The organism is Pseudomonas sp. ML2-2023-3 (genome assembly GCF_037055275.1).
In the GTDB taxonomy this organism is placed as follows: Bacteria; Pseudomonadota; Gammaproteobacteria; order Pseudomonadales; family Pseudomonadaceae; genus Aquipseudomonas.
Map to the genome: position 1 here is coordinate 1,166,123 of NZ_CP146343.1, position 14,634 is coordinate 1,180,756.

The following is a 14,634-nucleotide window of genomic DNA, read 5'->3' on the forward strand; positions in this document are numbered from 1 at the left end:
CGCGTGTGCCGTGTTAACGGAGGCTTGTGTGCATTACAGGTGAATGGCGCCCATATCCAGTCGGCCGCGATCATTGTCGCCGTGATCGCCTTTTGGTGGGACATGATGGACTTTCACGACCTGGTCGCCTTGCAGTGTTTCAAGATGGATATCGAAGCCCCACAAGCGGTGCAGGTGTTTCAAGACCTCGTCGGTTGATTCGCCCAAGGGTTTGCGGTCATGTTGCTGGTGGCGCAGGGTCAGGGAGCGGTCGCCACGGCGGTCGATACTCCAGATTTGTATGTTGGGTTCACGATTGCCCAGGTTGTACTGGGCAGCCAGGGTTTCACGAATGATGCGGTAACCGTTCTCGTCGTGAATGGCGGGTACCAGCAAGTCGTCTTTTTGATCGTCGTCCATGATGCTGAACAATTTCAGATCGCGGATTACTTTGGGTGACAGGTATTGCAGGATAAAACTCTCGTCCTTGAAACTGCTCATGGCGAACTTGATGCTTGATAGCCAGTCGCTGCCTGCCAGGTCAGGGAACCAGTAACGGTCCTCGTCGGTTGGGTGTTCGCAAATGCGCCGGATGTCGCAATACATTGCAAACCCCAGTGCGTAGGGGTTGATGCCGCTGTAGTAAGGGCTGTCAAAGCCGGGTTGGAACACCACGCTGGTGTGGGAAATGAGGAACTCCATCATGAAGCCTTCGGTCACCAGGCCTTCGTCGTAGAGGTCGTTCATCAAGGTGTAGTGCCAGAAAGTAGCCCAGCCCTCGTTCATCACTTGCGTTTGCCGTTGTGGGTAAAAGTACTGTGCAATCTTGCGCACGATACGCACAACTTCGCGTTGCCAGGGCTCCAGCAGCGGCGCGTGTTTTTCTATGAAATAGAGGATGTTTTCCTGAGGTTCGTCGGGGAAGCGCGCGTTATCTTTCTCGCTTAGTTTGTCTGCGCTTTTAGGGATGGTGCGCCACAAATCGTTAATCTGCTTTTGCAGATGCTCTTCGCGCTCTTTTTGGCGACGGCGTTCCTCTTCAGCTGAAATCGGATCGGGTCGTTTGTAGCGGTCTACACCGTAGTTCATCAAGGCATGGCAGGAGTCGAGCAGGTCTTCGACCGCATCGATGCCGTGGCGCTCCTCACATTGCATGATGTACTGCTTGGCGAACACCAGGTAGTCGATGATCGAACTGGCGTCCGTCCAGGTGCGAAACAGGTAGTTACCCTTGAAGAAGCTGTTATGCCCATAGCACGCATGGGCCACCACCAGTGCTTGCATGCAGATGGTGTTTTCTTCCATCAGGTAAGCAATGCACGGGTCAGAGTTGATGACGATTTCGTAGGCCAGCCCCATCTGCCCACGGGTGTATGACTTTTCGGTGCTCAAAAAGTGTTTGCCATAGGACCAGTGGTGATACCCCAGCGGCATGCCCACTGAAGCGTAGGCGTCCATCATCTGTTCGGCAGTAATCACTTCGATCTGGTTGGGATAGGTATCCAGCGCATAGCGTTCGGCCAGGCGACCGATTTCACGGTCGTAAGCCTGGATCAGGTCAAAGGTCCACTCTGAGCCAGTGGAGATGGGTTGGCGTTTATTCTCTTTGGCGGTCATGTCACTAACCTGCGCTGGAAGAGTTCACGGAAGACCGGATAAATATCGCCGGCCGAGACCAGTTGTTGCTGCGCGAAGGTGTCGGAAAACGCCTCGCTGATGCGTTCGTATTCGTACCAGAGGGCCTGATGTTCGCGCGGTGTAATCTCTACATAAGTGTAGTACTGCACGAATGGCATGATCTGGTTGATCAGAATGTCGCGGCAAATGGGTGAGTCATCGTTCCAGTTATCCCCGTCAGAGGCTTGCGCTGCGTAGATATTCCACTCGTTGGTGGGGTAGCGCTCGGCCATGATCTCCTGCATCAGTTTGAGTGCGCTTGAGACGATGGTGCCGCCGGTTTCTCTTGAGTAGAAAAACTCCTCTTCATCCACTTCGCGTGCACTGGTGTGGTGGCGAATAAACACGACGTCGATTTTGTCGTAGTTCCGCTTCAGGAACAGGTACAGCAAGATGAAAAATCGTTTGGCGATGTCTTTCGTGGCTTGGGTCATGGAGCCAGAAACGTCCATCAGGCAGAACATGACGGCCTTGGAGCTGGGGTTGGGTTGCTTGACCAGCAGGTTGTACTTGAGGTCAAAGGTATCGAGGAAAGGTACGCGGTGAATTCGTGCGCTAAGTTTCTCGATTTCGGCCTCTACGGCTTTGATATCGCCGAAGTTATCGGGCTCTTCGCGCTTTAATCGTTCCAGCTCAGCCTTGGCCTCCCTGAGTTTTGCCCGACTGCTGCCTGAAAGGGCAATGCGCCGGGCGTGAGCTGAGCGCAAGGTACGAATGATATTGATGCGAGACGGGTTGCCCTCGTTGCTGATACCGGCGCGTACGGTTTTAAAGGTGTCAGTTCCGGTCAGGTTGCGTTTGACCAGATTGGGGAGTTCAAGGTCTTCGAACATGAATTCGAGGAACTCTTCCTGGGTAATCTGGAATACGAACTCATCCATGCCTTCGCCGGAATTGCCAGCTTTTCCGGGTCCACCGCCGCCGCCCGCTCCGCCTTGAGGCCGGGGAATGTGTTCGCCGCTGGTGAACTCCTTGTTGCCAGGGTGAACTACGGTTTGCTTGCCACCGCGCCCATGGTGAAGCACCGGCTCATCGATATCGCGGCCGGGAATGCTGATTTGCTCGCCATGTTCCATATCCGTTATGGAGCGGCGGCCCACGGCCTCTTCTACGGCCTTTTTGATGTGGTCACGGTAGCGCCGCAGAAAGCGCTGACGGTTTACCGTGCTCTTGTTCTTGCCATTGAGGCGTCGGTCGATCACATAGCTCATTAGGCCCTCCGGGCAGCTTCAAGTTGTGAGCTGCAAGCTGCAAGTCCAGGCAATTGCGCGTGCCTGGTCCTTGCAGCTTGAGGCTTGAGGCTTACAGCTGCCTCACTGCGACTTGCGGACCCGCAGGTACCACTCGGAGAGCAGCCGTACTTGTTTGTCGGTATAGCCGCGTTCGACCATTCGAGTGACGAAGTCGTTGTGTTTCTGTTGGTCCTCTTTGCTCGCCTTGGCGTTGAAACTGATAACCGGCAGCAGGTCCTCGGTGTTGGAGAACATTTTCTTCTCGATCACCACGCGCAACTTCTCGTAGCTGAGCCAGGTAGGGTTCTTGCCGTTGTTGTTGGCACGGGCACGCAGAACGAAATTGACGATTTCGTTGCGGAAATCTTTCGGATTGCTGATGCCGGCCGGTTTTTCGATTTTTTCCAGTTCTTCGTTCAGGGCTACGCGGTTGAGGATCTCACCGGTTTCCGGATCGCGGTATTCCTGGTCCTGAATCCAGAAGTCGGCGTACAGCACGTAGCGATCGAAGATGTTTTGCCCGTATTCGCTGTAGGACTCCAGGTAAGCCGTCTGGATTTCCTTGCCGATAAACTCGATGTAGCGCGGCGCCAGGTATTCCTTGAGGAAGCGCAGGTAGCGCTCACGGGTTTCGGCCTGGAACTGTTCCTGCTCGATCTGCTGTTCGAGTACATAGAGCAGGTGAACGGGGTTTGCTGCAATTTCGTGGGGATCGAAGTTGAATACCTTGGACAGGATCTTGAACGCGAATCGGGTCGAAAGCCCGTTCATGCCTTCGTCGACGCCCGCGTTGTCGCGGTATTCCTGAATGGATTTGGCTTTCGGATCGGTGTCCTTGAGGTTCTCACCGTCATATACCCGCATCTTGGAGTAGATGTTGGAGTTTTCCGGTTCTTTGAGGCGCGAAAGAACAGTGAACTGGGCCAGCATTTTCAAGGTGTCGGGTGCGCAATGGGCTTTGGCCAGTGAGCTGTTGAACAGCAGTTTGTCGTAGATTTTTACTTCGTCACTGACGCGCAGGCAGTACGGCACTTTGACGATGTAGATCCGGTCGATAAACGCTTCGTTGTTCTTGTTGTTGCGGAAGGTGTGCCACTCCGATTCGTTTGAGTGGGCCAACAGGATACCGGTAAACGGAATGGCCCCCAGACCTTCGGTACTGTTGTAGTTGCCTTCTTGAGTGGCAGTCAGCAGTGGATGCAGCACCTTGATCGGCGCCTTGAACATCTCCACGAATTCCATCAGGCCCTGGTTGGACCGGCACAGCGCGCCCGAATAGCTGTAGGCATCGGCGTCGTTCTGCGGGAATTCTTCCAGTTTTCGAATATCAACCTTGCCGACCAGGGCTGAAATGTCCTGGTTGTTTTCATCGCCGGGTTCGGTTTTGGCGACACCGATCTGGTTGAGAATCGAGGGATAGAGTTTCACTACGCGGAACTGGCTGATGTCACCACCAAATTCGGCCAGACGCTTGGTGGCCCACGGCGACATGATGGTACTCAAGTAGCGTTTCGGGATGCCGAAATCTTCTTCGAGGATCGCGCCATCTTCTGTGGCGTTGAACAGCCCCAAAGGCGATTCGAAGACCGGCGAGCCCTTGATCGCATAGAAGGGCACCTTTTCGATCAGTTGCTTTAGCTTTTCGGCAAGGGATGACTTGCCGCCCCCGACCGGGCCCAGCAGGTAGAGGATTTGTTTCTTCTCTTCCAGGCCCTGCGCAGCATGGCGGAAGTAGGAGACGATCTGGTCAATGCATTCTTCCATCCCATGGAAGTCTTCAAAGGCCGGATAACGACGAATCACCTTGTTGGAGAAGATTCGTGACAGACGAGAGTCGTTTGAGGTGTCCAGCAGTTCCGGTTCACCAATGGCCAGCAGTAGCCTTTCAGCAGCAGAGGCATAAGTGCTTTTGTCTTGCTTGCACAGCTCCAGATACTCCTGGAGCGTGAGCTCTTCCTGGCGTGTGGATTCAAAGCGTTGTTGGAAGTGGCTAAAAATACTCATGACGTCACCTCGCTCGATACGTGGAGTCGGCGATAGATCGGTCAGTTCGAGTGCTGGCATGCAGCAGCATTTCAGCTGCTGTGTACCCCCCAGGACACCATCAAGGTGGCTAAGCCCTTGAAGTTACTACCGATGATCCATTCGCCGGTGTACCGGCTCTCCCCAGATTTGGATGGCCTGAGGTAAAGGATAGTTGGTAATCCGGGAGGTCAAGGCGAGATGCATGAATTGTTGCGCCTGACCGTTGGTCAGGAAGGGCGCCAGCCCTCTGATACCGGGGGCTGGCGCTGAAAAAAATATTATTCGGCAGTGCTTTGCGCGGTTTCGTTCGGATAAGTTGCACGCCACAGCTCGAAGCCGCCATCAAGGCTGTAGACCTCGCTAAAACCCTGGCTCACCAAATACGCCGCGGCGCTTTGGCTGGAGTTGCCGTGGTAACAGGCAACGATCAGAGGGGCGTCGAGGTCGGCGTTGGCGATGAAGTCATGCAGTGAGTGGTTGTCCAGGTGCTTCGCGCCGCTGATATGACTGGCGGCAAAGGCCTGTGGATCACGCACATCAACTACGACGGCGCCTTGTTCGCGCAAGGCCTGGGCCTGCTCTGGCGGGATACGTTTGAATTCGGTCATGGGGAGATTCCTGTGGCCTGACAGCGGGCGCGGTTAGCTGGCGCCCAAGGGTTGGGAAGGTGGGGCGGTTTGCAGGGCGATGGAGGGCGCCGCAAGGGCCGGGTCGTCGCAATCGCAGATCAGGCGCTGACCGGTATCGACGTTGAGCAGAGTCATGGCGCCTCCCCAGACACAGCCAGTATCGAGAGCGAAGATGCCAGGCTCCTTGCAGTTGCCTTCCAGCGCTGCCCAATGCCCAAAGATGATCTTGAGCCCTTGGGTTTTGCGTTCTTTATAACTGAACCAAGGCGCGTAGCCTGGCGGTGCGCTACCGATGCCTTCTTTGCTTTTGAGGTCGAGCTTGCCTTCTCGGGTACAAAAACGCATCCGGGTGAAATAGTTGGTAATAACCCGTAAACGGGTGACGCCCGTCAGCTCGTTGTCCCACTTGGCAGGGTCGTTGCCGTACATACCGTCAAGGTAAGGCCCGATGAGGTTGTCATCACGCAACGCATGTTCAACTTCACTGGCACACTTGAGGGCTTTTTTCAGTGTCCACTGCGGCGGTATTCCGGCATGCACCAGTGCAATATTGCGCTCGGCATCGTGATGCAGAAGAGGTTGCTGGCGTAACCAGCTCAGCAGTTCATCACAATCGGGAGCCTGGAGGATTTCACGCAGGGTATCGCCTTTTTTCAGGCGCTCGGCGTTATGGCCCACGGCCAGCAGGTGTAGGTCATGGTTGCCCAGCACGCACACCAGTGATTCTCGCATGCGGTACAAAAAGCGCAGGGTTTCCAGCGATTCCGGGCCACGGTTGACCAGGTCGCCCACCAGCCAGAGCTTGTCTCTGTCAGGGGCGAAGGCTACGCGTTCGAGCAGGCGTTTGAGAGGCTTCAAGCAGCCTTGCAGATCGCCAACGGCATATACCGCCATCAGTGCAGGGCCCCGGGGACCGCAAGGCGGAAGGGCGCAATGACGGCTTTGAACTCATGACCGTCGTCGGCATGCATCAGGTAGCTGCCTTGCATGGTGCCGACTTTGGTCGTGATGACCGAACCGCTGCTGTAGGAATGCTCGCTACCGGGGGCGATTGTAGGTTGCAAACCCACAACGCCAGCGCCACGAACTTCTTCTACATGGCCATCGCCGTCGGTGATTACCCAATGCCGGGACAGCAGTTTTGCGGGTATTGAGCCGTTATTGCGCACCGTGATGGTATAGGCAAAGGCAAAACGCTGATGTTCAGGCTGCGATTGTTCTGGCAGGTAACGCGTGACGACACTGACGTCGACCAGGTAGCGGGGATCGTGCATGCGAGAGGCCTTACGTGAAAGCGAAGACACAGTTCGGGATAAAACTGATGCCTGAGTCTAGGCCAAACAACGTGTACTAGGCCAGACGTTGCGTCCGGCCCAGTACCCGTTTTTCTCGGCAATCAGTCGGCAGAGGGCGCTACGACAGGCTGTTCGCTGAGCTTGTCGGCCAGGCGCACAAAGGCGGCAAGGTCGAGTTGCTCCGGACGTTTGCTGCCATCAACGCCAGCGGCTTCGATTTCATCGTTGCTGAGCAAGGCTTTGAGGGTGTTGCGCAGGGTTTTACGACGCTGGTTGAATGCTTCACGAACCACGCGTTCAAGCAGTCGATGGTCCTTGGCTGGATGTGGCAGCACTTCGTGCGGCACCAGTCGGACAATTGCCGAATCAACTTTTGGCGGCGGATTGAATGCACCTGGGCCTACGTTGAACAGGTGTTCGACGCGGCAGTGGTACTGGACCATGATCGAAAGACGACCCCAGTCGCCACCGCCAGGACCGGCGGCCATGCGTTCAACCACTTCTTTTTGCAGCATGAAGTGCATGTCGCGGATCAGGTCGGCATTTTTCAGCAGGTGAAAAATCAGCGGTGTGGAGATGTTGTACGGCAGGTTGCCGACTACTCGCAGAGTACGGGGTGCAGCGTTGAGGCTTTTGAAGTCGAACTTCAGCGCGTCACCCTGGTGCAGGGTGAAGTTGCTCATCCCTGCGAATTGCCGATTGAGGATCGGGATCAGGTCTTTGTCGAGTTCCACGACGTCAAGTTGACCACCGCTGTTGAGAATGCCTTCGGTCAGGGCCCCCTGGCCCGGGCCGATTTCCAGCAGGCGATCGTCAGCCTTGGCGTGGATGGCGCGCAGGATACGGTCAATAACGCCTGCATCGTGCAGGAAGTTCTGGCCAAAGCGCTTGCGCGCCTTGTGTTGGTATTGCTCGTTCATATACGGGTCTCGGCCATCTGGTAGGCGGTTTCCAGGGCGACTTGCAGGCTGCCGGTGTCGATTTTGCCGCTACCTGCCAGATCCAGGGCGGTACCGTGGTCGACAGAGGTGCGGATAATCGGTAAGCCCAGGGTGATGTTGACTGCGGCACCAAACCCTTTGTACTTGAGTACGGGCAGGCCTTGGTCGTGGTACATCGCCAGCACTGCGTCGCAGTGTTCCAGATATTTGGGGGTAAACAGAGTGTCGGCAGGCAGCGGGCCACGCAGGTCCATGCCCTCGCTGCGCAGGCGCTCCAGGGTTGGTTCGATGATGTCGATTTCTTCATGGCCCAAGTGCCCGCCTTCACCGGCATGGGGGTTTAGCCCGCAGACCAGGATACGCGGTTGGGCAATGCCGAATTTTTGTTGCAGGTCGGCGTGCAGGATACGGGTAACCCGCATCAGTCGCTCGGAGGTGATTGCATCGCTGACCTGACGAAGTGGCAGGTGAGTCGTGACCAGAGCTACGCGCAGTCCGTGAGTGGCAAGCATCATTACCACTTGCTCGGTATGAGTCAGGTCAGCGAGGAATTCGGTGTGGCCAGAAAACGGAATGCCCGCTTCGTTAATCACGCCTTTGTGCACGGGGGCGGTGATCATTCCTGCAAAGTCGCCACTCAGGCAGCCTTGGGCGGCGCGGGTCAGGGTTTGCAGCACAAAGGCTGCGTTGGCCTTGTCCAGCGTGCCAGCGGTGACGGTGGCATTCAGGGGGGTATCCCACACGTACAAACTGCCTGCAGGCGCCGGTTGTTCGGGCCAGTTGCCAGGCCCTACAGACAGCAGGCTGACAGCCACACCGAGCTGCGCTGCCCGCTCAAGGAGCAGGTCGCGGCTGGTGATGGCAATCAGGGGGTGTGGCTGTTGCTGCGAGGCGAGCAGCAGGCACAGGTCTGGACCTATGCCTGCCGGTTCACCGGGTGTCAGGGCAAAGCGCTGTGCTTTCACTGCGCGGCCTGATCTGCGCTGTCAGTTCCGGTTGCGCCTGGCAGCTTGATTTCAACATAGGCTTCGTCGCGGATCTGACGCAGCCAGGATTGCAGCTCTTCGTCGTACTTGCGGTTACGCAAAGCGTTCATTGCCTGTTGCTCGCGTGCCTGGGTGGTGCTGTCAGTGGCGCGACGGCCAAGGACTTCCAGTACATGCCAGCCGTATTGGCTTTTGAAGGGTTTGGACAGCACGCCTTGTGGTGTGTCGGCCATTGCTTCGCGGAACTCGGGTACCAGCGAGTTGGGGTCAACCCAGTTCAGATCGCCGCCGTTAAGAGCGGAACCCGGGTCTTCGGAGTAGTTTTTAGCCAACTCTGCAAAGTCTTCGCCGGCGCTGATGCGCTCGTAAAGTTTCTCTGCCAGCGCCTTGGTGGCCGCTTCGCTGCGAATTTCGCTTGGTTTGATCAGGATGTGGCGAACATGCACTTCGTCCACAACCACTGTTTCGCCGCCGCGTTTTGCATTCAGCTTGAGGATGATGAAGCCGCCAGGCGTACGCACTGGCGGTGTTACGTCACCCACAGGCATCTCGCTGAGCATGCGGTCAAAAGGAGGTGGCAGTTGAGCTGCTTTACGCCAGCCCATGTCGCCGCCTTCCAGTGCAGTGTCGCTGCCGGAGCGAGCGATAGCCATTTGCCCGAAGTCCGCGCCTTGCTTGAGCTTGTTGTAGACATCTTCGGCTTGCTTGGCGGCGTTCTGGATGGCATCTGAACTCGCGCTCTCAGGCGTTGGAATCAGGATGTTGGCCAGGTTGTATTCTTCGGACATCTGCATTTTGCCCAGATCCGAAGCCAGGAAGTTTTTCACTTCCTGATCCGTTACCTGGATGCGCTCAGCCACACGACGTTGACGCACACGGCTGATGATCATCTCGCGACGTACCTGCTCGCGGGCATCTTCATAAGACAGGCCGTCGCGGGCCAAAGCCTGGCGGAACTGTTCGATGGTCATGTTATTGCGCTGGGCAATGGTGCCGATGGCCTGGTTCAGTTCTTCATCCGTGATACGGATGCCTGAACGCTCGCCGATCTGCAGTTGCAGGTTTTCGACGATCAGGCGTTCAAGCACCTGCTGGTCCAGAACGCTGGCAGGGGGAACACCCTGGCCACGCTTGGCGATGGTTTGCTGAACTTCGTGGACGCGCTGATCCAGTTGGCTCTGCATGATCACGTCGTTATCGACAATGGCCACCACTTTATCCAGGGGTTGTACCGCAGCGCTGGCTGCAGTACCCAGGAACAACGCGCCCAGCATTAGCGGGCGCAGACACTCAGAAAGCTTGATCTTCACGTTCACGATAACCTTGGATGCCTTTGTCGAGGAAGCTCTCTACTTTGGTGCCAACAACGCCACCGAGACCTTTCAGCACAACTTGGAGGAAGAGACCATGGTCGCCCTTCTCGTTAAGAGGGGCTGCTTGGGTGTACTCGTCGTTGGATACCCAATAACGGCTGATCAGACGAAGCTTCCAGCAGCAGTTGTCGTACTCGAAACCACCGAAGGCTTCCAGGGTACGGTTGCGGTTGTAGTCGTACTGCCAGCGGCTGATGGCATTCCATTGAGGCACGATCGGCCAGATAACCGAGAAGTCGTGCTGCTGAATTTTGTAGTAATCCTTGATGTAACCCGGTTGACCCGGGGTTCCGAAATCACCACCACCAACGATCCACTTGCCGGTGTACTGGTCGTAGCGAACCTGGTCGTTGCGATAGCGATAGCCGATGTTGACGACCTTGTTCGGGTTGTCTTCAGGCTGGTAATGCATCATCGCACTGCCAGAACGCGGGCTGCGGCTTTCCGGGTCCCAGTTGTAGTCGGCAGTGGCCCGCCAGTCGCGGTTGAAGCGATAGGCGTACTCCAGCGCATACGGCGACATGCTGGAAGTTGCATCCTTGCGGTCGTCTTCAATGCCAGGCAACTGAACCTTGCGGTCCTTGAAGTAGTAGGCCTGGCCCACGCTGATGCGTTGACGTTCAAAACCGTTGTCTTCGATCAGGCGGCTGGTCAGACCCAGTGACAGCTTGTTCTCGTCACCGACGCGGTCAGTACCGGTGAAGCGGTTGTCACGCCACAACGAGGAATAGCTGAAGGTGCTTTCGCTGGTGTCGAAAATCGGGATGTTGTCCTGATTGCGCTCAGGGACATACAGATAGAACGCACGCGGCTCCAGGGTCTGGCGGTAGTTGGTGCCGAACCAGTTGGTGTTGCGGTCGAAGTACAGCCCGCTGTCGACGCTTGCGATTGGCACACTGCGGCTAACCGAACTGTCGAATTTTCCACCTGCAGTGGCCAATTGGGTCTTGCCGGTACCATCCAGATCCAGGTCGTACTGGGTGTACATGTACTTGAGGGACGGCGTGAGGTAGCCGTAGCTCCAGTTCAGCGGCAGGCTGACACTCGGGGCCAGGTTCATGCGCGTACCGTTGGCTCGAGCCAGACCCGTTACGTTAGTGTCCAGGCGATCATCAGTAGTACCATTTTCGTTGGTGTACTGACCGTTTTCGAGGCTGCGATCGAATCGAACCAGCTCGGTGTTGTAGGCGATGTTCAGGCCGCCCGGTTGCTGTGGCAGTTCACCATTAAGGGTCAGTTGCGGCAGCATGTTGTAAGGCGTGATCTGAGTAACAGTGGCCAGTTGATAGGCCTGTGCGTTCAGCTTGGCGGTATAGCTGTCGCCACGATAGCTGACGGCACCTTGCTGGTTAACGTAATCACGGCTTTCAACGCCGATCTGATCACTTTCCAGGTCCTGGAAGTAATACGGGTCGCTGATTTTGGTGTAGTCGACTTCGGTCAGTACACGGGAATCGAGGCCACTCTTGTGCTGCCAGTTGAGCATGTAGCGCTTGTCGGTGTAGTCGGTCTGGCGCTTGCGGTCGTCGTTATCGTCGTTGAGGTACGCGGCACCGAACTGGCCTTCGCTGGACTCGGTCAGGTAACGGAACTCGCCTTCCATCAACAAGCCGCGCTTGGTCATGTAGCGCGGGTACAACGTGGCATCGTAGTTGGGTGCCAGGTTGAAGTAGTACGGGGTCACGAGCATGAAGCCGGTGTCGGAGCTGCTGCTGAAGGACGGCGGCAGGAAACCGGACTGACGGCGATCGTCGATCGGGAAGTAGATGTACGGGGTGTAGAACACCGGAATGTCCTTGACCCGCAGCGTCACGTTGGTCGCCGTACCGAAACCGGTAGCCGGGTTCAACGTGATGTTGTTGCCCTTGAGTTGCCAGGCGTTGCTGCTGGGTTCGCACGTGGTGTACGTACCATCCTTGAGGCGGATGATCGAGTCTTCGGCACGCTTGGCGTACAGCGCACTGCCGCGAATGCGCGACTTGTGCAGCACGTATTCGGCGTTGTCGACCTTGGCCGCACCCGTGTCCAGTTGAACATCGGCGTGGTCGCCTACGATCAGGGCCCCGTTGTCGCGCAGGCGAACCTTGCCATTGAGCTCGCCACGACTTTCAGCCTGATACAGGCTGGCTTCGTCGGCTTCGATCTGCATGCTGCCCTGACGCATTACGACGTCACCGGCCAGGGTCGCGACCTGCTCTTCCTGCTGATAGCGGGAGGCCTTGGCGCCGATAAAGGTCGGGGAATCGCTTTTGCTGGTCGTGTCGTTCATGCCCGGACGGATGGGCTCTACGTACGAACCGGCGCAGTACGGACCGGTTTCGGCCAGTTGCGCTGCGGTCAGTTTGTCACGTGGCACCCAGTCGAGATGGCTGTAGTCGTCACTGCGCGCTTTTAGCGCACGGCCTTTGGCCTCAGTCACCAGCGGGGCCTGTTTGACCTGCTCGCTGGTTTCACCGCTTGCACCTACAGACCCGTCGGCATGGGCCGGACGCGGTGGCAGTTGCGCCACGCTGTTTTTTGGTGCGCAATCCCAGCCACCCGAAGCCGACACGGAACAGTCATACTGCTCCTCGGCAAACGCGAACGGCGTGGCTAGAGGTTGCATGGCCAGCAAACTGCCGGTTACCAGCAACGGAAATTTTTTACGAAACGCGGGGGATTTCAATGCCATCTTATTAGTCCGGGCTTCCTGCGTGCCATCAGCCCGCGGTGGGGGACCGCACGCCTATCGATGGTCTGGAAAAGATTCTGGATAATAAAGCATGACCCGCTTGACGGCTAGCACCGTCGGAGACCCTTGTAATGCCTGACCAAGATGTACGCTTGCAACACCTGAAAGTTTGGCTGGATGAGCAGTTGGCAACCTTGTTCGCGAATGAGGGGTGGGGTGCTTTGCCCCCGGCCACGCTGACTGCTGCCAGTAGCGATGCGAGTTTCAGACGCTATTTTCGCTGGGAAGGCGAGGGTCGCAGTTTTGTCGTCATGGATGCGCCGCCGCCCCAGGAAAACTGCAAACCTTTCGTCGATATTGCCGATTTGTTGCGTACTTGCCAGATAAACGTACCGAAAGTTTATGCCCAGGACCTCGATCGCGGCTTTCTTTTGCTCAACGATCTGGGCAATAAAACCTTTCTCGACGTGATTAACAGCACCAATGCCGATGAGCTGTTCAAGGATGCGATCGAAGCCTTGCTGGCGTTTCAGCAACTGCCGATGGTCGAGCCGTTGCCCAGCTATGACGTGGCCTTGTTGCGCCGCGAGCTTGAGCTGTTCCCCGAGTGGTACGTACGGGCTCACCTGGGTGTTGACTTCAATGAACAGCAACTGGCTGCCTGGCAACGGGTCAGCACACTGCTGATCGACAGTGCGCTGGCACAGCCCAAGGTGCTGGTGCACCGCGACTTTATGCCACGCAACCTGATGCTCAGTATTCCCAATCCCGGTGTGCTGGACTTTCAGGACGCCGTGTATGGCCCGGTGACGTATGACATCACCTGCCTGTTCAAGGACGCCTTTCTGAGCTGGCCCGAAGAGCGCGTGCGTGCCTGGCTGCAGGATTACTGGAAGCTGGCATTGCCCCTGGGCATCCCGGTGCAATCGAACTTTGAAGAGTTCCTGCGCGCCAGCGACCTGATGGGTGTGCAGCGGCACTTGAAAGTGATCGGCATTTTTGCACGCATTTGTCACCGTGATGGCAAACCGCGCTACCTGGCCGATGTGCCGCGCTTCTTCTCTTATATAGAAGGCGTGTTGGCGCGGCGTCCTGAGTTGGCCGAGTTGGGTGAGCTGTTCGCCAGCCTTGGACTCGTCAGCGAGGCCGATGCATGAAAGCGATGATTCTGGCTGCCGGCAAGGGCGAGCGCTTGCGGCCACTGACCCTGCACACACCAAAGCCATTGATTTGCGCTGGCGGTGTGCCACTTATCGAGTACCACTTGCGGGCACTGGCGGCGGCGGGGTTTACCGAGATCGTGATCAATCACGCTTGGCTGGGCCAGCAAATTGAAGATCACCTGGGGGACGGTTCGCGCTTTGGCGTCAGCATCCGTTACTCCCCTGAGGGCGAGCCACTTGAAACCGGTGGCGGGATTTTCAAGGCGTTGCCATTGTTGGGTACTGAACCTTTTGCGGTAGTGAACGGTGATATCTGGACCGATTACGACTTTGGCGCCTTGCGTCAACCGCTGACGGGGCTGGCCCACCTGGTATTGGTGGATAACCCGGCGCATCACCCCACCGGTGATTTCTGCCTGAACGGCAAGCAGGTTGAAGATGGTGTGCCAGGTAGCGATACGTTGACCTACAGCGGTATTGCCGTGCTCCACCCGGAGTTGTTCAGGGAATGCACGGCAGGTGCTTTCAAGCTGGCACCTCTGTTGCGCAAGGCGATGGTTGCAGGGCAAGTAACGGGTGAGCGTTTGCTCGGGCACTGGGTCGATGTGGGCACACATGAACGTCTGGCCGAGGTCGAGTCGCTGATTGAGAGCTCCCGCTAAA

12 protein-coding genes are annotated in these 14,634 nt (G+C 56.9%); 2 read left to right on the plus strand and 10 right to left on the minus strand.

The genetic code is table 11. The features are described from left to right. Positions 1-33: 33 nt before the first annotated feature. The 10 genes from V6P94_RS05320 to V6P94_RS05365 all read right to left on the minus strand — a co-directional run bounded on the left by V6P94_RS05320 (position 34) and on the right by V6P94_RS05365 (position 12,808). Complete coding sequence (locus V6P94_RS05320; RefSeq protein WP_219262874.1) at positions 34-1,596, minus strand: SpoVR family protein; 1,563 nt, start codon at positions 1,594-1,596, stop codon at positions 34-36. Beyond that, complete coding sequence (locus tag V6P94_RS05325) at positions 1,593-2,867, minus strand: YeaH/YhbH family protein (RefSeq protein WP_133075305.1); 1,275 nt, start codon at positions 2,865-2,867, stop codon at positions 1,593-1,595. The genes V6P94_RS05320 and V6P94_RS05325 overlap by 4 nt, the downstream gene beginning before the upstream one ends. Before the next feature lie 102 nt (positions 2,868-2,969). Next, the gene (locus V6P94_RS05330; RefSeq protein ID WP_019823081.1) at positions 2,970-4,892 is read right to left on the minus strand and encodes a PrkA family serine protein kinase; all 1,923 of its coding nucleotides are present in this window, start codon (positions 4,890-4,892) and stop codon (positions 2,970-2,972) included. A gap of 299 nt (positions 4,893-5,191) precedes the next feature. Continuing rightward, positions 5,192-5,521, minus strand: coding sequence for a thiosulfate sulfurtransferase GlpE (glpE, locus tag V6P94_RS05335; RefSeq protein WP_019823082.1), 330 nt, complete (start codon positions 5,519-5,521; stop codon positions 5,192-5,194). A 33-nt stretch (positions 5,522-5,554) separates the two neighbouring features. Further along, positions 5,555-6,436, minus strand: a complete 882-nt coding sequence (locus V6P94_RS05340; RefSeq protein ID WP_133075306.1) for a symmetrical bis(5'-nucleosyl)-tetraphosphatase — start codon at positions 6,434-6,436, stop codon at positions 5,555-5,557. Next, entirely contained in the window at positions 6,436-6,816 is a 381-nt protein-coding gene (gene apaG / locus V6P94_RS05345; RefSeq protein ID WP_133075307.1) for a Co2+/Mg2+ efflux protein ApaG, read from the minus strand. The genes V6P94_RS05340 and apaG overlap by 1 nt, the downstream gene beginning before the upstream one ends. Before the next feature lie 122 nt (positions 6,817-6,938). Next, entirely contained in the window at positions 6,939-7,757 is an 819-nt protein-coding gene (gene rsmA / locus V6P94_RS05350; RefSeq protein ID WP_219262876.1) for a 16S rRNA (adenine(1518)-N(6)/adenine(1519)-N(6))-dimethyltransferase RsmA, read from the minus strand. Then, positions 7,754-8,743, minus strand: coding sequence for a 4-hydroxythreonine-4-phosphate dehydrogenase PdxA (gene pdxA, locus V6P94_RS05355; RefSeq protein ID WP_326398579.1), 990 nt, complete (start codon positions 8,741-8,743; stop codon positions 7,754-7,756). Before pdxA ends, rsmA begins: the two co-directional genes overlap by 4 nt. Beyond that, the gene (surA, locus tag V6P94_RS05360; protein ID WP_133075310.1) at positions 8,740-10,074 is read right to left on the minus strand and encodes a peptidylprolyl isomerase SurA; all 1,335 of its coding nucleotides are present in this window, start codon (positions 10,072-10,074) and stop codon (positions 8,740-8,742) included. Before surA ends, pdxA begins: the two co-directional genes overlap by 4 nt. Beyond that, on the minus strand, positions 10,055-12,808 hold the full coding sequence (locus tag V6P94_RS05365; RefSeq protein ID WP_133075311.1) for an LPS-assembly protein LptD: 2,754 nt from the start codon (positions 12,806-12,808) through the stop codon (positions 10,055-10,057). Before V6P94_RS05365 ends, surA begins: the two co-directional genes overlap by 20 nt. Before the next feature lie 131 nt (positions 12,809-12,939). Here V6P94_RS05365 and V6P94_RS05370 point away from each other — a divergent pair, with 131 nt between their 5' ends. Both V6P94_RS05370 and murU read left to right on the plus strand, forming a co-directional pair. After that, positions 12,940-13,965: a phosphotransferase gene (locus tag V6P94_RS05370; RefSeq protein ID WP_338649073.1), complete on the plus strand. Its 1,026-nt coding sequence runs from the start codon at positions 12,940-12,942 to the stop codon at positions 13,963-13,965. Continuing rightward, positions 13,962-14,633, plus strand: a complete 672-nt coding sequence (gene murU, locus V6P94_RS05375) for an N-acetylmuramate alpha-1-phosphate uridylyltransferase MurU (RefSeq protein WP_326398578.1) — start codon at positions 13,962-13,964, stop codon at positions 14,631-14,633. The genes V6P94_RS05370 and murU overlap by 4 nt, the downstream gene beginning before the upstream one ends. Position 14,634 lies beyond the last annotated feature (1 nt).